The sequence below is a fragment of the Enterococcus sp. AZ015 genome, from assembly GCF_050499225.1.
GTDB classification, from domain to species: Bacteria; Bacillota; Bacilli; order Lactobacillales; family Enterococcaceae; genus Enterococcus_D; species Enterococcus_D entomosocium.
In genome coordinates, this window is sequence record NZ_JBMHEX010000001.1 from 1582616 (window position 1) to 1602258 (window position 19643).

The following is a 19643-nucleotide window of genomic DNA, read 5'->3' on the forward strand; positions in this document are numbered from 1 at the left end:
TTACTTTACCTGTCGTAGTAATTGATTTATAATTAGTACGACAGATGAAGTAATTTAGGAGGCGATTGCGTGATCTCGAGTGACGGAATTCGCGGCTATAACGACGCAATCATTTTATCCATTCTTTCGAAAGAAGACTCTTATGGATATGAAATATCCAAGCGTATTCGTGAAGGAACAGATGCTTTATATGTGATCAAAGAAACGACGTTGTATTCCGCTTTTACTCGGTTAGAAAAACAAGGATTGATCCGTTCGTATCCCGGAGAAGTGACACATGGCAAAAAGCGGACCTATTACCAGATAACTGTAGACGGAAAAGCAAGCCTTTCGGAGAAACTATTGGAGTGGCAGCAGACGAAGATCGTCGTTGACCAGTTCTTACAAGGAGGAGACAAATGAAAACCATTCATGACTATCTAGACAGCTTATTTTTATCAGTACCCATCACACCGGAAACGAAGAAGGCAAAAGAAGATCTTTTAGCGATTATGGAAGACCATTACTTGGAACTGATTCACCAAGGGAAAAGTGAGCATGAAGCCATCGGTGCGGTGATCAGCGAGTTTGGTTCGGTGGATGAACTGCTGCAAGAGTTAGATGTTTCAAAAGAAGAAGAGCCGATTGATGATTGGTCCGATGCCATCACAGAAGACGATGCGTTTGATTATTGGGGAACTGTGCGGCACTTTGCTTTTTCGTTGTCGATAGGAATCGGCTTTTGTATCGCCTCCCTAGCAGCCCTAATGCTCTTTGTTAGTGTTTATGCTGAGACCTTTGGAATAATGGTGATGTTTCTTTTCATCGCCATCGGGGTTGGTTTTATCATCTCTAGCAGTTTGCACTTTTCCGGTGCTCGTAAGCAGTTAGATGATCGACCAATCAAAAGGGATGCCAAACGAGAAGCCGCTCAGCAACTAGCAAATTATGAAAAAAGTTTTCGTATTGGTCTTGTTTTAGGAATTGGTGCCTGTATTTTATCAATTGCGCCTGTACTTTTAAGTGAATTGTTTTATTATTCTGTTGAGTTTGGTATTTCCTTGTTTTTCTTGACAGTTGCAGTGGGTGTGTTCTTTATTATTTATGTAAGTATTATTCGTACAGGCTTTGCGAAGCTGGCAACTGAGACGTATTTTATTCGTGACGAAGAGAATCTTGGTGATCGAGCAACACGTCATAAATATGGCGAATCCGCTGGTAGAGTTACCTTTTTTCGAACAGTCTACTGGCCAGTGATTTTGGTCGTTTATATGCTTTGGTCCTTCATGTTTCATGCCTGGGCATACTCTTGGGTCATTTTTGTGATTGGTGGTGTCTTAGAGGACTACTTTATCGGTCAGACAAAAGCCAAAAAATAAGAGATGTTTCAACCGAGAGTGGTTTCTTTACTTTTAAAAAAAGGAAGACTATAATACGGCTTGTAACTGAACCAAGCAAAAAGAACAGCGAGAAATAAGATCCTCTCAATGCTTTTTCAAAAGTTCAGAATACAAGAAAAGAGGCAATGGATATGTTAGAAATTCATTATCTGAAAAATGGTAGCAAAGAAATAACAACAATTGAATCCCCAGAGCGCTTTCTCGCAAGTCAATACTTGGAAGTTCCACCTTTTCAAGATCATTACCCAGTCGAAGAAGTTTTTCTAGACGGCAAGCGGATTACATTGAAGGAGCGAACGATCGGTGGATTGTTCAACTATTTCAATACTAAATAAAAAAATTGTCTTTTTTTATGACTCACTTTCCATTGTGAGGAATCATAGGAAGAGGCAATCTTTTTTTGTTTAATTGAGAATAAGAGATGTAATTGAGAATCTAACAGGTAGGAACTTTGCTTAGAAATGATTAGCCAAACTTATTACTATACTCCATTTGCTTTCGATAAAAAATAAATATGCTCATTTCTGAGGATGATAACATTTTTTTTGACTATTTCTGAATAAACTATTGCATTTTGTAGTTAGATATACTAATAATTAATAGAGATTATTCTCAAATAATTATTCTAATTGGAGGAAATGATATGTCATTAATTGGAAAAGAGATTGGTTCATTCGAAGCGAAAGCTTACCACAATGGAAAATTTATCGATGTTTCATCAGAAGATTTTAAAGGAAAATGGAACGTTGTTTGTTTTTATCCTGCAGATTTCTCATTTGTTTGTCCGACAGAACTTGAGGATTTGCAAGACCAATATGCATCATTAAAAGAATTAGGCGCAGAAGTTTATTCTGTATCAACTGACACCCACTACACACATAAAGCGTGGCATGACCACTCTGATGCTATCAATAAAATCGAATATATCATGATTGCTGATCCTTCTCATGTGATCTCAGAAATCTTTGATGTATTAGACGAAGCATCAGGTTTGTCTCAACGTGGTACATTTATCATCGATCCGGATGGTGTGGTACAAACGGTTGAAATCAATGCGGATGGTATCGGTCGTGATGCTAGTGGTTTGATCGATAAAATCCGTGCCGCACAATATGTCCGTACCCATCCAGGTGAAGTATGTCCTGCAAAATGGAAAGAAGGCGAAGAAACTTTAACGCCAAGCTTAGACCTTGTAGGCAAGATTTAGGAGGCTCTCATGGCATTAGATAAGGCAATCAAAGACCAACTGACGCAATATCTAGCGATGCTAGAATCAGAGGTTGTTTTTGCGGCGACTTTAGGTGAGGATGATTCTTCAACGAAAGTACGTGAATTCTTAGAAGAAATCGCAGAAATGTCGTCAAAAATCACGATTCAAGCTGTAGCAAGTGAACGGACACCAAGCTTTTCGATCAATCGTCCCGGTGAAGAAAGCGGCATCGCTTTTGCTGGTTTACCGTTAGGACATGAGTTCACTTCATTTATTTTAGCGTTGCTTCAAGTAAGCGGTCGTCCGCCGAAAATTGATGAAGCACTTCAAAAGCGCATCAAAGCGATCGATAAGCCATTACATTTTGAAACCTATGTCAGTTTGACCTGCCATAACTGTCCTGATGTTGTTCAAGCGTTAAACATTATGGCAGTGCTAAATCCTTCCATCAGTCACACCATGATCGAAGGTGGGATGTTCAAAGAAGAAATTGACAAGAAAAAAATTATGGCTGTGCCAACAGTCTTTCTAGATGGGGAAGAATTTGCAAGCGGCCGACAAACGATCGAACAGTTGTTGGAAAAAGCAGCTGGTCCGACGAGTAAAGATGACTTTGCTGAAAAAGAGCTTTTCGATGTATTAGTTGTCGGTGGCGGACCTGCAGGCGGAAGCGCAGCGATTTATGCAGCGCGTAAAGGCATCAATACTGGGATGGTTGTCGAAACAATGGGTGGACAAGTAATGGAAACCCTGGGGATCGAAAATATGATCGGTACCCCTTATACCGAAGGTCCAAAATTAATGCGTCAGGTAGAAGAGCACATCAACGAATACAATGTAGACGTGATGAAAGGTCAGCGTGCGAAAGATATTCGCCGCAATGACGTCATCGAAGTTGAATTAGAAAATGGTGCAGTATTAAAAACCAAAACGGCCATTTTAGCAACTGGCGCTCGCTGGCGCAACATCAATGTTCCGGGAGAAAAAGAATTCAAAAATAGAGGTGTTGCCTATTGTCCGCATTGTGACGGTCCGTTATTTGCTGGGAAAGAAGTTGCCGTCATTGGTGGCGGAAACTCTGGGATCGAAGCAGCAATCGATTTAGCTGGCATGGCGAAACATGTCTATGTTCTTGAATTTTTACCAGAACTAAAAGCGGACCTTGTGCTACAAAACCGTTTGAACACGTTAGATAATGTGACTGTTATTACGAATGCGGCAACGAAGGAAATTGTTGGATCCGATCATGTCGAACAATTGACCTACGTTGATCGTGAAACGAATGGTGAATTCACTTTAGCTGTGGAGGGTGTCTTCATTTTGATTGGCTTGATGCCGAATACTGAATGGTTAAAAGATCGTGTCGTCTTAAATGAACGCAATGAGATCGTGGTGGACAAACATGGCGCAACCAACATTGAAGGGGTCTTTGCAGCGGGAGATTGTACCGATAGTGTATACAAACAGATCATCACTTCAATGGGTTCAGGTGCCACTGCTGCATTAGGTGCGTTTGATTACCTGATTCGCTCGTAAGTAGGTAAGTAGCTTATTATTTGATCTAGATCAGAAACGTCTCAGGAGCTTCTAGCAGCTTCTGAGACGTTTTTTCTTTGAGGGGAAGGAGATTTGAAGGAAGTTGACAGAAGGACAGTTTCTATATTACAATGAAAAAAACTCGTTCAAAAAAGAAAGAGGTATATTAATGAGTGTCGTAGGTATCTAATCAGCTAATTAAAACAAATAAGCAAAAACAGACTGTTTATTTGTTGTGCCTGTAGATACCGATAAAAATCGTTATTGATGAATCAGGTGATGGGAGACTATCGCTTTTTTTGTACACTTTTTTGGACGGGGATGTTACCGGGATCCTCAGGCACAAGAAAGGATCACTCATGAAGATACCTCAAGCAACTGAATTTGAACAAATTAAAGAACAAGTAAGTAAAAAAATAATCAGCGATTATGGTAAAGCACGTTTTGCCAATGAAAAACCAGCAGCTACGATCCATTCCGCCCAAAAACGAGTGTCTGAGACAACTGAAGCGATGGCGCTATTAGACGCCGGACGTCAAGTCCCTTTCATGGGGCTTCAGCATGTCTTACATCATACGAAGAAGATTGAAAAAGGCTTTGTATTGGAGCCGCAGGAATTGATTGAATACGGAGACTTTTTACGGTCTTTTCGCATCATCCGTCAATTGTTTGAGAAAAATCAATCAATTGCCCCAAGATTGCATCACTATGCTCAGGGGTTGGCCGACTTTTCTGAAATCGCCGAAATGATTTTCCAAAAAATTCGCAATGGTCAGGTAGATAGTAACGCCAGCCGAGAATTACGGAAAATTCGTGGCATAATTGAGAAATATGAGGCCGATTTAAAAAAAGTTTTTGCAAAGTTTTTTAAAGAAAGTCGCTATCTGCAAGAAAACCGTGTGATCAAAAAGAACGACCGTTATACGCTGCCGGTACGTGCCGAATTTCAACAGCAAATTAAAGGGACGATCATCGAACGTTCTAATAAACGCGCGACTGTTTTTATTGAACCAGAGGCAGCTGCCCGTCTGAATGATCGATTGATTTTGGCACAGGCGGAAGAAACGGCCGCCCAATACCAAGTTTTATCAGAATTGACCGGGGCAATCGCCGAACAAATGAATGCAGTATTTGCCTGTCTTGATATTTTAGTGGTACTAGATATTATTTTTGCTCGCGGAAAGTATTGTCGGGAAATCAATGGTCAACCGATAGCAATTACTGAAGAAGAAGTTTTGCTTCTTGATCAAGTCCGGCATCCTTTACTGGGCACTGATGCTGTTCCTCTATCTTTAAAACTAGGAGAAGAGAACCGATGTATGGTCATCACAGGGCCGAATGCTGGTGGTAAGACGGTTGTCTTAAAAACCGTCGGACTCGTTTGTGCGATGGCACATTACGGCTTGTTTCCAGCGCATAATGGCAACAGCAGCGTGCCGTTTTTAAAAAGTCTTTGGATGGATATCGGGGATCAGCAAAGTCTAGAAAATTCTTTAAGTACCTTTTCTGGACACATGTCGAATATTGCACAGATCATGACGAATGCCAGCCGGAACAGTATCGTTTTGTTAGATGAAATTGGCAGCGGGACTGAACCAAATGAAGGGGCAGCTTTAGCGATCGCCATTATGGAATCGATCTATCGATCGGGGGCGTTAATGATCGCCACGACTCATTATGGTGAAATCAAGCAGTTTGCTCTTGATCACCAAGATTTTGAAACAGCGGCGATGGCTTTTGATGCCAAGACCCTGACGCCGAAATACCGCTTGTTGACCAATGCGGTCGGTGAAAGTAATGCGTTTTGGATCGCCGAAAAAATGGCGATTCCTGCTGAGGTCGTGCAAACGGCAAAGGACTATTTAAAGAATAAATCTTATTCTTTTGAGAAGCAGCCTTTTGAGACGTCCAGAAAACGAACCGATCCTCAGGAAACAAAGTCTGAGCACATTTTTCAAAAGGGAGACCAGGTCTTTTCAGCAGAGCATGAAAAACGGGGAGTTTTTTATGAATACTTGGAACAGGGACAAGCGAAGATTTATATTGAGAAACAATGTTTCGTTGTTGCTGCTCGGCGATTGCAACTGCTCACCAAACGAGAAGCACTCTATCCAGCCGGCTATGATCTAGATCAATTATTTTCCGATTTTGCCCAACGTAAATTTACCCGAGATATTGAACGTGGGTCTAAAAAAGCGCAAAAGCAGTTACGAAAAGCAGCGCAAGAGCGTCAGGCCAAACGATCATTGGATTGATCGGCACAGATATATTTAGAGCGGGAGTATAAAATCAAGAAAGCAGCTCTTTTTCGAGTTTTAGAAAAAGAGCTGTCTTTTTTTGAAAATGACCGTTTTTTAATAACGTGTATGATCGAAGGGAATCCAGTGATGGTCGAATGATTTCCATTGATTTTTCTTTAAATATCGGAAATTACTCGAAATATCTAAATTCTTTAAGAAAAGTTAAAGAAAAATAAAAATAACAAAGAATGGGTTGTATCTTTATACGAGGAAGGGTACCATTCATAGTGGATTGAAAATAACATATAACCTTGTTAGGTGAGGCTCCTATACAAACATAAGCTATTGCGCAGAAACGTCGAAAGACGCCAATGTGTAAAACAGGAATTGTCGGATTAAGGCTTTTCATAAAATAGCTAAGAAAGGGAACAACTTTCTTTACGTTGTATAGTGCTAAAACTCGGACGATGAGATTGCTAGCAAAGTCTGACGTCCTAAGAGAAGTGAGACTTTTTTGCTTTTCTCTTTGATGGATGACTAAGCTCAAAGGGCATAATAACTGGTACCGTCTGAACACCTACTCCAAGGCAAGAGGAGTGGAAGCAATGATAGAAAAAAAGAAGATCGATTGGCTGCTGATCATAGCTTATTTGCTATTGAGCCTTATCGGTCTTTTAATGATTTATAGTGCAAGTTCTTATCGTTTATTAACGAGAGATCAGCCGCCAGCAAGCTTATTTATGCGTCAGCTTGTCTTTCTGTTACTCAGCTGGGTGCTCCTTTTCATTATTCAGCGAACACGGCGTGAGATTCTGCTCAGTAAATATTTAGCGATCGGTCTGTTGGCATTTGGCGTCTTTACTTTACTATTGGCACGTTTGCCGTTTTTCGGTGTTTCTGTCAATGGAGCGCAACGATGGGTCTCGATTGTAGGGATACAATTTCAGCCCTCAGAGATCGTGAATGTGGGCATGGTCTTATACCTTGCTCATTACTTTCAATCAGCAAAAACTACCTTGCAGGAAATGAAACGTCCGCTTTTCGTTTTATTTTTGTGCTGTGTGTTGATCCTCATTCAACCAAAAGTAGCCGGCGTGATGATTTTACTTTTCTTGGCTTTTATCATGATTACCACGGTTCAGGTACCCGTTAAACTCACGGCTCTTTTGTTTGGCGGGTTATTAATCAGTCTGTTCTTGGTTGCTATGTTGATCCTCTTTTTAGGAAACAATGATTTATTGCCCCACATGTTTATGCATGTGTATAACCGAATTCGATTAGTGGGAGATCCATTTTCCGACCCATATAATCAAGGATTCCAAATGATCCATTCCTACTATGCTTTGTTCAATGGTGGTCTTACGGGCCTTGGTTTAGGAAATAGCATCACCAAGAAAGGCTTTTTACCAGTAGCAGAGACTGATTTTATTTTCTCCGTTTTAGTAGAGGAATTAGGGTTGATTTTCGGCATTTTTGTCATCGCTTTATTATTCGTAATTATTATACGTCTGTTTATACGATCAGCGGCAATCGCAAATCCTCAGATTGGCTTAATATTATTGGGAACCAGCACGTTGCTGTTATTACAAACAAGTATCAATATTGCCAGTATTTTAGGGTTGATGCCGATGACGGGGGTACCTTTGCCATTCATTAGTTATGGTGGCTCCAGTTACTTTATTCTTTCATTTGCCTTCAGTTTATGCCTGAAACTAGAACGAGAGGAGGGTATACTTAATGAAGTTCCTCAAACGACATGAAGCAAACTATGCTTTATTGCTGCCGATTTTCCTGCTGTTTTTGTTAAGTATCTGGGTACAACATCAGGCTTCTGTGATGGATGGCAATGATCCTTCAGGGATTGTTTTTCGGCAGATCCTCTTTTGTATCCTTTCGGCGATTGCTCTTTTTGTAACGAGTTTGATTCCTACGAATTTACTCCTCCGCTTTTCTGGTCTTTTGTACTTACTATCACTTGGTTTGATGGCCTCTCTTCATTGGTTTTACGATCAAACGATGTTTGAACAAACGCACACCAAACGGTGGATCAGATTTGGTGCGTTTACGATTCAGCCTTCTGAGTTTATGAAAGTGGCCTTTATGCTCTTTATGGTCTATCTCACTTTAGTCTATGAGAAACGTAAAGCAGAACGAACAATCAAATCCGATTTGATCTATGTTACTAAGATCCTGCTATACAGCTTACCCACATTTTTATTGATGTTTATGCAGCGGGACTTTGGAACGAGTTTGGTGTTTATCGTGATGTTAGGTGCCTTATTCATCATTTCCGGTGTTCATTGGAAAATACTGACCGTCGTGATCGGTTTGATTGCCGCTCTTGGTGCTATTTTGTTGCTACTCGTATTCACGGAATGGGGCAATCGTGTGTTGTTTCGCCTTCACTTTTCACAATATCAATTGGATCGGGTGAGAGCCTGGGCAGATCCACTCGCGTACCAAGATTCCATCGCTTTCCAACAAGTCCGCAGTATGTGGGCGATTGGTTCTGGCGGCTTATTGGGGGCACCTGATACCCATACAACGGTGTATGTGCCGGTTCGGGAGTCAGATATGATCTTTACAGTCATTGGAGAAACGTATGGCTTTTTAGGAAGTACTTTAGTCATCTTCCTTTATTTCTATCTGATCTATCAAATCATTTTTGCTGCTTTAAAAACAAATAACAAAGCATCGGTCTATATTGCGATTACCTATGTGTTTGGTTTGGTTTTTCAAATTTTTGAAAACATCGGAGCGGCGATCGGTTTGCTGCCTTTAACCGGCATTCCCTTACCATTCTTAAGTCAAGGAGGAACCTCTCTGATTGCGATCAGCATTGCTATGGGAATTATCTTTGGGTTAGACAAATTTCCGATAAAAGCCAAAAATAGGTCGTATACATTAAAAGAAAGTAGGGGCTTAACATGAGTAAAACAGCAAAAAAAGGAGTGATAGGCGGAATACTCTGCAGCTGTTTTGCATGGCTGTTTTTCCTCGTTGCATTAGAACCGCGCTGGTTCCAAAGCATCGACAACCTTTTTTCCCAGTTGCCTCAATGGCGGACACCTGCTGTGGAATCGCTTTTTCTCCCACTTGCCAGTACGGCTACGATCATTCCCATAGCTGTCGTTCATTTCCTGTTAGCAAGTATTTTATTTATGCGCAAGCAGCGGTTAGAAAGTCTTTGGTTGATGGGGAATATGATTGTGATCAGTGGTGTTGGTCAAGTGATCAAGAAAGTAGTTGATCGACCGAGACCGGATTTTGCTGACAGTATGGAACGGGCATCAGCAAGTTTTCCGAGTGGACATACATTATTAGCGACCACGTTGATTATTTCTCTCCTCTTTTTCTTGGGGCAAACAGTTCCTGCCAAAAGAGGCAAGCGTCACTTTATCCAAAACATGGCCCTATTTCTAGGATTGATCTATTTGTTGCTGATTATGATGAGTCGGTTGCTATTTGGGGTTCACTATCCCAGCGACTTGCTAGCAAGTATTTTATTGGCAAGTGGGATCAGTTATATCACCTATGCTTTCGTCTTTTCAATCAAAAAATATGTACTTAGGGGGAGATAAATTGAGTACAGCAAAAAAACTAATAATCATTTTCCTGATATTGCTGACCGGAATTATCTCAGCAGGAACTGTCTATGCGGTTAGGGTGTATTTTCAAGTAGAGGATGTTGCCCACTCGATCCATCGTCCAATCGAAGGACGAGAAGAGGCGGAAGTCATCGAAAATGCCGAGCCTCTAAGCCTTCTTTTGTTAGGGATCGCCAATGACTCTCGTCGCAAAACCGATTTTCGCGCCAACACCATCATGGTAGCAACGTTGAACCCTGCCACAAGAAAAACCACCCTCACGAGTATTCCTAGAGATGCTTATGTGGAAATCGTGGGACAAGGGTACCATGATAAAATCAATCATGCCCATTCTTTTGGTGGGGCAAAAATGATGATTGAAACCGTCGAACAATATCTTGATATACCGATCCATCATTATTTCTCCTTAAACATGGATGGGATGGCAGATCTTGTTGATGCAATTGGTGGCATCACGGTTGAAAATGAATTTGCTTTTACTGCTGAGAAAATCGATTACCCAGAGGGGATCCTCGATTTAGATGGCTGGGAGGCGCTTCAGTATACTCGTATGCGAAAGGATGATCCAGAAGGTGACTATGGCCGTCAGCGCCGTCAGAGAGAAGTGACTGAGATTCTGGCAAAAGAGTTAGTTTCACTTTCCAGCGTGATGCGGATTCAGGATCTGCTAACGATCATTGGAGAAAATGGCGAAACCGATCTAACTTTTTCGCAAATGAGTCAATTATTTATCCAATATCAATCAGCATTAGGGACTGTCGAGTCTTACCAAATGGCTGGCAGTGGGTTCACCGGCGATGGCTTCAGAGGAGAATATGGAATTTCCTATCAAGAAGTAACGCCTGAAGAGCAACAGACGACGAGCCAACGTTTAAAAAATGAGTTGTTGATTGATTAACGTTCTGGCTTAGAAACAGAACCAGTTCAATTTTGTTCTTCAAGTATTTCGTAATTAGAGTTGACAGCCGCTTTTCCTCAGGATACTCTTTAGTCAAGCAATGCATTACGGCTTAATAACAAGAGTTTGTTTGGAAAAGAGCTGTCAACTCTATTTCTATTGTTCCACCCTGTCGCTAAGTTATTACAAGGAGGAAAAGTATGAAGATCGTCTTTAAAGACCAATTACCATCTGATTCAAATCAAGTACTCGCTTTGTATGAGGGAGTTGGCTGGAGCGCCTATACTAAAGATCCCGAGCGTCTTTTAAAAGCGTTAGCCCACTCAGAGGTGATCACGGCCTATGTTGAAGAGCAGCTAGTGGGGCTTATCCGTTGCATAACCGATGGACAAACCATTCTTTATATTCAAGATCTATTAGTAGCATCCGAGTTCCAAGGTCAAAAAATTGGTCAGCGATTACTCAAAAAAATGCTGGCGAATCATCCATCAATACGGCAAAAGGTTTTGATTACGGACAACACAGAAAAAACGCGTCATTTTTATGAGGCGTGTGGCTTTTCCTCTGTGGAAGAGCAGCAAATTGCCGCATTTATCTATTCAGCAAAAAGCGAATAAGGAATAAGAAAATCGATGTGTCACTGAGAATATTTTTTTAGTTGCGTTGGGTTTTAAGAAGGAGTGGAGAAAAATGAAGATGCGCTTTGCGTTACTTTTTTTGTGTCTCTTTATTGGTGTTGGCGCTTGTGGAGGAAGTCTATTGGCGTTTAAAAGCATTGAGCCGTTAAGCAAAGGGGAGACATTTGCTGGTTTGGAAGCGGCCATGCTGCAAGGAACACCCTTCACGACCTTCTTAATTCCCGGCTTGTTTTTGTTCGCTATCTTAGGTTTGGGTAATCTGATTGTTGTTTTCCTCTTGCGGCTTAACAAAGGGTACCACGGGGTAATGCTTTTAGGCATGAGTTTAGTTGTCTGGATCATCGTGCAGGTCATCTTATTACAAGAATGGAATGTCTTGCATGTGATTTTCTTTTTGCTAGGGTTGCTCCAGTTTGCTTCAGCAGTCTACTTTGTCAGACGGTTGCATATTCCGTTGCCGTTTTCAGCTCATCAAAATTGATTAGATTCGAGATGTAGAGATGAAAAAAATTAAATTAATTGAAAGTTTGCTATGAAAAACATGGATTTTTGAAAAATTCTTCTTGAAATCATCCTTCGTTTTTAAAATTATGCTAAACTGAAAGAAGTTGAATTACTTTCTAGAATCAGGAGGATTTATTATTGGAGTTTCTTAAAAAATCAAAAATTTTTGCAGGTCTAGTGATCGTCTGTCTCTTAGGGATCGCGGTCTGGATCTATTCAAATATACTGTTTGTCTTTCGACCACTGGAAGCCATCTTTTCTAGTGTCTTTTTACCAGTATTGATTTCAATTTTTATTTTTTACATCTTTTTACCTTTCTTTAATTGGGTAAAAAAAAGAACGAAAAAGAAAAGCATTGCGCTATATTCGACATTGCTGCTGATCGTTTTTGCAGCGTATTTGATCGTTCAGGTGATTGGACCAGCATTAGCCTATGAGATGGGGCGTTTTATCAATCAAATTCCCATCATCATCAATTTGGTGATCGATACTATTGATCATTCTTATTTAGAAGAATTATTTGGTCCTTTTATTGATTCGATTGATATTTCCCAAGCTAGCAACTTTGCCTTACAGTTTATTACCGGGGCAACCAATAGTCTGACGAGTTTGATCTCCATCGTTTCTCATTCAGCGATCGTCTTGTTTACGATCCCACTGTTATTAGTGTATATGTTTAAAGACGGTGAGAAAGTTCCTGATTTTTTGGCAAGTAAGACACCGAAAAACTATCAAGGCTTAATGCGACAACTTTGTAGTGATTTTCATCAAGCAGCGTCAGCGTACATCGGTGGGAAATTGCTGGTTTGTTCTTATGTTGCGGTTTCAAGCTATTTCATTTTTTCTTTGCTAGGCTTACAAAATGCCTTACTATTAGGATTAATTTGCGGCGTTCTGGACATTATTCCTTATTTCGGCCCCTTTATCGGAGCAGCACCAGCCTTTTTATTTGCGTTAAGTCAAGACATTCGAACAGCTATTTTTCTGATTGTCGGAATCACGATCATTCAGTTAGGTGAATCATATCTTGTTTCACCATTAGTGATGAAAAAAGTATTGCATATCCATCCAATCATTGCGGTTTTCTTATTATTGATTGCCGGCAACTTGCTTGGATTTGTAGGCATGATTGTGGCACTGCCAGTGTATTCGATCGTGATGGCAATGTCTGGTACATTGTTGCGTTTTTTTCAAGAACGAAAATTAGAACGATCTGTAATTGATAAAGATTCATTATAACGAAAATGTTCTACCTTGCTGTTGGAGCGGTCTCCATCAGCAGGTTTTTTTGCTTTTAAGCACTACGTAGCAAGGCCTAAAGACAAATGCTATACTTATTGAAACGAGAAGGACGATAGGAGTGAGGAAATGAAGGTTTTATGGAACGATCAAATCGTTGATCGAGAAGCGGTGAAAATTGACATTGAAGATCGCGGTTATCAGTATGGTGACGGAATCTATGAAGTGATTCGAATCTATAATGGTCGCTGCTTTATGTTAGGGGAGCATATGACTCGCTTAGAAAGTAGTGCGCAAAAAATTAAACTGACGTTGCCTTATACAATTCCCCAATTAACTGAAAACCTTAAGTTACTGGTTAAAACCGAAGGAATCACAGAAGGAGAGATCTATCTTCAAATCACCAGAGGAATCGCCTCTCCCCGCAATCACGAGTTTCCGTCTGCTGGAGCAGTCAAAGGAGTCGTGACCGCAAATGTGATCCCCTTTGAACGACCTCTGGAAATGCAGCATGCAGGGCTATCTGCGACCGTTCTTCCAGATGAGCGTTGGTTGCATTGTGATATCAAATCATTGAGCTTGTTAGGAAATCTGTTAGCGCTAGATCAAGCGATCGAAGCGGGGTTCGATGATGCACTCCTGCAACGAGATGGATGTTTCACGGAAGCTTCGGCATCAAATCTCTGGTTTGTCATTGATGGTATCGTCTATACACATCCGGATGGACGCTTGGTATTACCAGGTATCACGAAAATGAAGGTGCTACAGTTGTGTCAGCAATTAGAAATTCCTTATCGAGAAGAACCTGTCCCTGTTGAGGCACTAAACAACGCGCAAGAATGTTTTTTGACCAATTCTGTCTGGGAAATTGTGCCTATCGTCAAAGTAGATGGGAAATCAGTTGGCAATGGTACATTGGGTTCGATCACGAAACGTTTGCAAGCAGCCTATATCGCTGCTACAAAGAGTATGTGCGAATCCTAGTTAACAAGCAAAAGAAACGATTCAAAAAAACTTTGGCCCACCCAGCATGTTTTATAGCTAGGTGGAACAAAGTTTTTTCTTGGATACAAGTGCAGATTTTACCATTCACTAGGATTCCACAATTTTCCGTCAAGTTCTCCTTGTTTCAATTCGATTCGAATTTCTTGCTGATGAAGCAACTTCTCTAGTTCTTGCAAAAATGCTTTTTCGTGATAGTCAGCTGTTTCTTTTATTGACTGCTCTATCAGTGGCTTCAGCCATTCGTGATCCATCACAGCACCTCCAATTCAGTTAAAGCGTCATCTAATTCGATCAACGTTTCATGGTTTTCCTGCAACAAGGATAGCAAAGGAGCAAGCTGCGGTTTTTCAGAAACCAAACGCGCCAGCTTTTCGCTAAACCATTGTTGCTTTTGATCAAATGTAAAGGGAGCCGGCATTAATAAAAGTTGCTGATAGGCAATGACAAAGGCTCGTTTCTCTTGTTCTGATTTATACATCAGTTGATCGAGGACAACGATGGGGAGTACCGTCATTTGGTGTTTTTTTGCCATGAGTACCAGTGGGTGCAAAATTTCATTGAAGGTCGTATTTTCTCGGCCGCCTAGCTGAAATTCTTTGGCGGCAACGCCGGTAGAAACGGCGAAACTGATTTCCTTGCCCACCAATGCAGGGGCACATTTTTCCCAAACCGTATCGATCCAAGCTTTCATTTTTGCTGGAACGCTGTACCAATATAGGGGGAATTGTAGAATCAAACGATCGCATGTTTGCAACAGCATCCGTTCATTGGCGAGAGAAAAATCAGAAAGATCATCAAGGAAATGCATGGTGACGTTAGGAAGCTTGGCACTTTCACTAAAGAATCGTTGGGAAAGCGAATTGTGGAAATCCGGATGGCTGGCTACCACTAAAGTTTTTATCATGAGACTGATCATCCTTTCCTATTACATTTACCATATTTTACCAAAAAGAGAAACTAGTCTGCTTTTCTTTTTGTCGAAGTTCTTCTCTTTTAGTTTCGTTTAAGGTACTTCTTTTATACTTGTTATAAGAAAAAGCCAGTAGCGGCTTAAGCGTGATAGAAATGGGGGAATAGAGGATGGAATCAAATGATCCCTTGATGAAAGGTCTAGCAACTATAATAAGGATCGTTGCAAATACAGTGAACTATGTCGAAAATGGACTTGCCAGTTGCAAACAACGAATTGATGGAAAGCGTCAAACGAAAGAAAATGATTACGGCAACGGGCAAGAGTTTACTGAAGTGACTGTCTACAGATGACCGATGCAAAGAAAATAACAAAGATGGCTCACTCCTCAAAGGGTGAGTCCTTTTTTTTATTTCAAGCCATTCATCATCAGTTTGTACTTTTGTTGAGGGAAGGTATAATGAGTAAATGAAGCATAGTGGAGACGGAAGAATGAAGCAATAGTAGGGAGGAGAAGCAGGTGATGAATCATTTATATAAACGAATCCAATACAAAATTCCAGAGCTGAACCGAGTAGAAAGAACGGTCCTTAACTATTGTTTAAGGGCGCCCGAGAAAGTTTCAGAAATGACGGCCGATGAGTTAGCTTCCCAAACGTACACCAGTCAAGCGACGATCAGCAGAATGGCAAAAAAGCTTGGCTTTACCGGTTTTCAAGAATTCAAATTTTCACTGAAGAATTATCAAACTCTTGAAAGAAAATCATCTACTCAAGCTTCTCTTGGCTTATCCCCACTGATCAAGCAAATGATTGACCAGCTGACGACATCCTTATCAATGATTGAAGAGGCTGACTTTCAGCGTGCCGTGGAAATGTTGCAGCAAGCACAACGAATCGAATTTTTTGCTTTAGGGCAAAGTGCGCCGGTTGCATTATCTGCGAGTCGAAAGTTGCGGTTCTTAGGAAAAACGGTTGGCGCTTCAACGGATTGGGATGAATTGACAACCATCGCTAATCAACTATCAAAAAAAGATATGGCTATTTTTATTAGTCATAGTGGGGAAACAATCGGGATGCTAAATTATGCTAACCGGTTGAAACAAAGAGGTGTGCCGATTTTAGCCTGTATTGGTCAATCAACAAGCACGTTGGAAAAGCTTGCCACCTTCTCTTTTTCTGTTGAAATGACAACGATTTATCATCATGAAGTCGATTTGAGCCCACGGATCTCTTTAGCAGCGTTACTGGATATTTTAATTATTCAATACGCCAATCAAATCGAAGAAGTACTTGCTCCGGAATGACCATTCCATTTTGTGAATGGTCATTCTTGTTTTGGTAACTGTATTGTAAGCCTTCTTGATATCGTTTACATTTTAAGAGATAAAAGTGTTAGGAGGAAATGATATGCAAAAAGGAAAGAAAGCAAGCTGGATGGAAATTTTTCAAGGACTTGGGAAAACATTTATGTTGCCAGTCGCTTTACTCGCATTCATGGGTTTATTTTTAGGGATTGGTAGTTCATTTTCATCTTCTTCAACGATCGACGTTTTCCCATTTTTAGGTGCCTCTTGGCTTCAAGTGGTTTTTCGTTTCATGTCAACGATCGGTGGGTTTGCCTTTAGTTACTTACCCGTCATGTTTGCGATGGCGATTCCTTTAGGTCTAGCACGAAAAGAGAAGGGAGTTGCGGCATTTTCAGGCTTTGTGGGCTATGTCGTGATGCATTTATCCATCAATTTTTATTTACAAGAAACGAATCAATTAGCTACTGCAGATCAACTTCGAGAAGCAGGACAAGAGATCGTTTTTGGCATTCAAACATTATCAATGGGTGTTCTAGGTGGTATTATCGCAGGATTGATCGTTTATAAATTGCATACGCGCTTCTACCATTTTCAATTGCCAGATAGTTTTGCCTTCTTTTCAGGAGCCCGGTTTGTTCCAATCATCACCTCGCTTACTTTAGCTGTGGTCGGGGTGATCATTCCGATGATTTGGCCATTGTTTGCTATGATCATCACAGGAATCGGACATTTGATCCAACAAGCTGGTCCTTTCGGTCCGTTCTTATTTGGTTCAGGTGAGCGCTTATTACTGCCATTTGGGTTACACCATATTTTGGTTTCCATGATTCGCTTTACCGAAGCAGGGGGAAGTCAGCTGATCGATGGTCAGCAAGTCTTTGGGGCGTTAAATATTTTTTATGCGGAATTACAAAACGGTTTAAGCATCTCACCAAGTGCAACGGCGTTCTTGTCTCAAGGGAAAATGCCAACCTTTATGTTTGGCTTACCGGCAGCAGCATTAGCTATGTACCAGACAGCAAAACCTGAGAATCGTTCAAAGATAAAAGGCTTGTTGATTTCAGGCGTCATTGCAACTTTTGTGACAGGAATTACTGAACCAATCGAATTTTTATTCTTATTCATCAGCCCTTTATTATGGATTTTTCATGTCATCATGACAGGTGCTGGATTTATGGTAATGAGTCTATTGGGTGTCACGATTGGAAATACCGATGGGGGCGTGCTTGATTTTCTTATCTTTGGCGTGATGCAAGGCGCATATACAAAATGGTGGCTCGTTCTGATCGTAGGAGCTTGCTGGTTTGCCCTGTATTACTTTGTTTTTAAAACAGTGATCCTTCGCAAGAACTTGAAGACACCTGGTAGAGAAGAGAACAACGATCAAACGAATGAGTTGGAAGAGGAAATGACCTATTCTGGAAAGAGTGGCTACGATGCCCATGGTATTTTGGCAGCTTTAGGGGGAGCAAGCAATATTGATTCTTTAGACAATTGCATTACACGGCTACGCCTCGTTCTAAACGATGGTACATTGGTTGATGATGAACGGCTAAAAAAACTAGGTGCGCTTGGGGTCGTTCACTTAGATGATACGAACGTTCAAGTAATCATTGGAACGAAAGTAACAACAGTCAGAAATCAACTTGATGCGATTCTTTAGCAAAATTGTCAAGTAGTAGGAGTGAAGAAAATGTTTTTTGATGAGCCAATCAATCGTAAAGGAACCCATTGTACCCAGTGGGATTATGTGGAAGACCGTTTTGGTGAAAAAAACTTGTTGCCATTTACGATTTCCGATACGGATTTCAAGGTGCCAGCTGCAGTTGAAGCGGCACTTATCAAGCGGATGCAGCACCCGGTATTTGGGTATACACGTTGGAATCATAATGAATTCAAGCAAGCGGTCTGCAAATGGTATTCTGAACGCTTTAAAAGTAGGATCGACAGCGATTGGCTGGTCTACAGTCCTTCCGTCATGTATAGCATCAAACTACTCGTCACCTTACTCAGCAATCCAGGAGATGGGATCATTATTCAGACGCCAGCGTATGATGCGTTTTATAAAATGATCAAAGAGAACAAAAGAAAAATCGTACCTAATGCACTCATCTATGATGCCAACTCGTATCGCATTGATTTTGAAGAGCTAACAAGATTGATGGCACAGCCTGAGAACAAAGTTCTTCTCTTATGTAGTCCTCATAACCCAACTGGGAGAGTCTGGCAAAAAGATGAGTTGCAACGAATGATCGAATTGGCGAAAACCCATGATGTATTTATCATCTCTGATGAGATTCATATGGATATTGTAAGAAAAGGACAAAGGCATCAACCAATCATTGATTTGTTGCAAAAAAAAGTAGCCCTTGTTACTTCGGGTAGCAAAACGTTTAATTTCCCAGGGTTGATTTATTCTTATGGAATCATTCCTGACTCCAAATTGCGTGATCGCTTCTTAACTCAGTTAAAAGAAGCCGATGGGTTGAGCTCCACCAGTATTTTTGGCATGACCGCAACGATTGCTGCCTACGATAATGAAAGTAAGTGGGTGGATCAGCTCAATGACTATCTGGATGATAACATTGCTTATGTGATTGCTTATTTACAGGAATATCATCCAGAACTCGTGGTCACGAAAAGCGAAGCCACGTATCTTATGTGGATTGATTGTACAGCACTGGATTTAACGATGGTGGAATTGCAGCAACGAATGATTCGTAAGGGAAAAGTCGCGATTATGTCAGGGGAAATCTATGGGAATGAAGGGAGAAATTTTTTACGCCTAAACGTTGGCTGTTCGCGAGAAAAACTCATTGATGGATTGAACCGATTCACATTGAGTTTGACATAACAAAAAAGAACCCACTGAGCAATCAGAAAGATCCTGTATTCTTTCTGATCGCCAGTGGATTTTTTAGTCTTTCGTCCTGTGGGGAGTTGATGTAGTAGTAGCGGGGATTGGTTCAACGACATGGAAATAGCCTTTTTTGTCTTGAATGATCAGCATATCTTGCTGACTCTGGCTTTTGATGATTTCACCTTTAACAATTTCGTTGGTGACAGTCCGATAAATACTTGCAGTCATGCTCATTCCTCCCAACGTTTTTTCCCAACTGGTCTTCAATAGGGGGACCAGTACAAATCAATTGCTTGATTTGTACCAG

At 40.9% G+C, this 19643-nt stretch carries 21 protein-coding genes and 1 riboswitch; of the genes, 18 read left to right on the top strand and 3 right to left on the bottom strand.

Going from position 1 to position 19643, the window contains the following annotated elements; genetic code table 11:
• Positions 1-69 precede the first annotated feature (69 nt).
• The 14 genes from IGK85_RS07370 to dat all read left to right on the top strand — a co-directional run bounded on the left by IGK85_RS07370 (position 70) and on the right by dat (position 14236).
• The gene (locus IGK85_RS07370) at positions 70-402 is read left to right on the top strand and encodes a PadR family transcriptional regulator (RefSeq protein WP_008381975.1); all 333 of its coding nucleotides are present in this window, start codon (positions 70-72) and stop codon (positions 400-402) included.
• Complete coding sequence (locus tag IGK85_RS07375) at positions 399-1358, top strand: permease prefix domain 1-containing protein (protein WP_008381974.1); 960 nt, start codon at positions 399-401, stop codon at positions 1356-1358. The genes IGK85_RS07370 and IGK85_RS07375 overlap by 4 nt, the downstream gene beginning before the upstream one ends.
• A gap of 152 nt (positions 1359-1510) precedes the next feature.
• A complete protein-coding gene (locus IGK85_RS07380) occupies positions 1511-1714 on the top strand; it encodes a hypothetical protein (RefSeq protein ID WP_008381972.1) in 204 nt (67 codons plus the stop codon).
• 308 nt (positions 1715-2022) lie between these two features.
• Positions 2023-2586: an alkyl hydroperoxide reductase subunit C gene (ahpC, locus tag IGK85_RS07385; protein WP_005226227.1), complete on the top strand. Its 564-nt coding sequence runs from the start codon at positions 2023-2025 to the stop codon at positions 2584-2586.
• Between the two features lie 9 nt (positions 2587-2595).
• Positions 2596-4125 carry an alkyl hydroperoxide reductase subunit F gene (gene ahpF / locus IGK85_RS07390; protein WP_429972208.1) on the top strand — a complete coding sequence of 510 codons (1530 nt, stop codon included), beginning with the start codon at positions 2596-2598 and terminating at the stop codon, positions 4123-4125.
• A 359-nt stretch (positions 4126-4484) separates the two neighbouring features.
• Positions 4485-6380: an endonuclease MutS2 gene (locus IGK85_RS07395; RefSeq protein ID WP_008381968.1), complete on the top strand. Its 1896-nt coding sequence runs from the start codon at positions 4485-4487 to the stop codon at positions 6378-6380.
• Between the two features lie 288 nt (positions 6381-6668).
• Positions 6669-6844, top strand: a riboswitch (M-box (ykoK) riboswitch).
• A 126-nt stretch (positions 6845-6970) separates the two neighbouring features.
• On the top strand, positions 6971-8125 hold the full coding sequence (locus IGK85_RS07400; RefSeq protein WP_429972210.1) for an FtsW/RodA/SpoVE family cell cycle protein: 1155 nt from the start codon (positions 6971-6973) through the stop codon (positions 8123-8125).
• Entirely contained in the window at positions 8103-9296 is a 1194-nt protein-coding gene (locus IGK85_RS07405; protein ID WP_008381962.1) for an FtsW/RodA/SpoVE family cell cycle protein, read from the top strand. Before IGK85_RS07400 ends, IGK85_RS07405 begins: the two co-directional genes overlap by 23 nt.
• Positions 9293-9946, top strand: a complete 654-nt coding sequence (locus IGK85_RS07410) for a phosphatase PAP2 family protein (protein WP_005236185.1) — start codon at positions 9293-9295, stop codon at positions 9944-9946. Before IGK85_RS07405 ends, IGK85_RS07410 begins: the two co-directional genes overlap by 4 nt.
• Before the next feature lies 1 nt (position 9947).
• Positions 9948-10871, top strand: coding sequence for an LCP family protein (locus IGK85_RS07415; RefSeq protein ID WP_008381960.1), 924 nt, complete (start codon positions 9948-9950; stop codon positions 10869-10871).
• Positions 10872-11071: 200 nt separating this feature from the next.
• Positions 11072-11488, top strand: a complete 417-nt coding sequence (locus tag IGK85_RS07420; RefSeq protein ID WP_005236183.1) for a GNAT family N-acetyltransferase — start codon at positions 11072-11074, stop codon at positions 11486-11488.
• A gap of 73 nt (positions 11489-11561) precedes the next feature.
• A complete protein-coding gene (locus IGK85_RS07425) occupies positions 11562-11990 on the top strand; it encodes a hypothetical protein (protein WP_008381958.1) in 429 nt (142 codons plus the stop codon).
• A 161-nt stretch (positions 11991-12151) separates the two neighbouring features.
• Positions 12152-13252 (top strand): AI-2E family transporter, encoded by a 1101-nt coding sequence (locus IGK85_RS07430; protein WP_008381956.1) that lies wholly within the window; start codon positions 12152-12154, stop codon positions 13250-13252.
• A gap of 129 nt (positions 13253-13381) precedes the next feature.
• Complete coding sequence (gene dat, locus IGK85_RS07435) at positions 13382-14236, top strand: D-amino-acid transaminase (RefSeq protein ID WP_008381954.1); 855 nt, start codon at positions 13382-13384, stop codon at positions 14234-14236.
• Positions 14237-14334: 98 nt separating this feature from the next.
• Here dat and IGK85_RS07440 read toward each other — a convergent pair whose 3' ends face one another.
• Both IGK85_RS07440 and IGK85_RS07445 read right to left on the bottom strand, forming a co-directional pair.
• Positions 14335-14508 (bottom strand): hypothetical protein, encoded by a 174-nt coding sequence (locus IGK85_RS07440; RefSeq protein ID WP_005236169.1) that lies wholly within the window; start codon positions 14506-14508, stop codon positions 14335-14337.
• Positions 14508-15173 (bottom strand): NAD(P)H-dependent oxidoreductase, encoded by a 666-nt coding sequence (locus IGK85_RS07445; protein WP_035007267.1) that lies wholly within the window; start codon positions 15171-15173, stop codon positions 14508-14510. The genes IGK85_RS07440 and IGK85_RS07445 overlap by 1 nt, the downstream gene beginning before the upstream one ends.
• 164 nt (positions 15174-15337) lie before the next feature.
• On the opposite strand from IGK85_RS07445, the gene IGK85_RS07450 reads away from it, so the two are divergent.
• From IGK85_RS07450 to IGK85_RS07465, 4 genes are all read left to right on the top strand, one after another.
• Positions 15338-15520 (top strand): hypothetical protein, encoded by a 183-nt coding sequence (locus IGK85_RS07450; RefSeq protein WP_008381949.1) that lies wholly within the window; start codon positions 15338-15340, stop codon positions 15518-15520.
• Between the two features lie 170 nt (positions 15521-15690).
• Complete coding sequence (locus IGK85_RS07455; RefSeq protein ID WP_144330333.1) at positions 15691-16473, top strand: MurR/RpiR family transcriptional regulator; 783 nt, start codon at positions 15691-15693, stop codon at positions 16471-16473.
• Positions 16474-16576: 103 nt separating this feature from the next.
• Positions 16577-18139: a maltose/glucose-specific PTS transporter subunit IIBC gene (gene malX / locus IGK85_RS07460; protein WP_008381946.1), complete on the top strand. Its 1563-nt coding sequence runs from the start codon at positions 16577-16579 to the stop codon at positions 18137-18139.
• Positions 18140-18169: 30 nt separating this feature from the next.
• Positions 18170-19330 carry a MalY/PatB family protein gene (locus IGK85_RS07465; protein WP_008381945.1) on the top strand — a complete coding sequence of 387 codons (1161 nt, stop codon included), beginning with the start codon at positions 18170-18172 and terminating at the stop codon, positions 19328-19330.
• A gap of 63 nt (positions 19331-19393) precedes the next feature.
• On the opposite strand, the gene IGK85_RS07470 is transcribed toward IGK85_RS07465, so the two are convergent.
• Entirely contained in the window at positions 19394-19564 is a 171-nt protein-coding gene (locus tag IGK85_RS07470) for a hypothetical protein (RefSeq protein ID WP_005236154.1), read from the bottom strand.
• Positions 19565-19643: the final 79 nt, after the last annotated feature.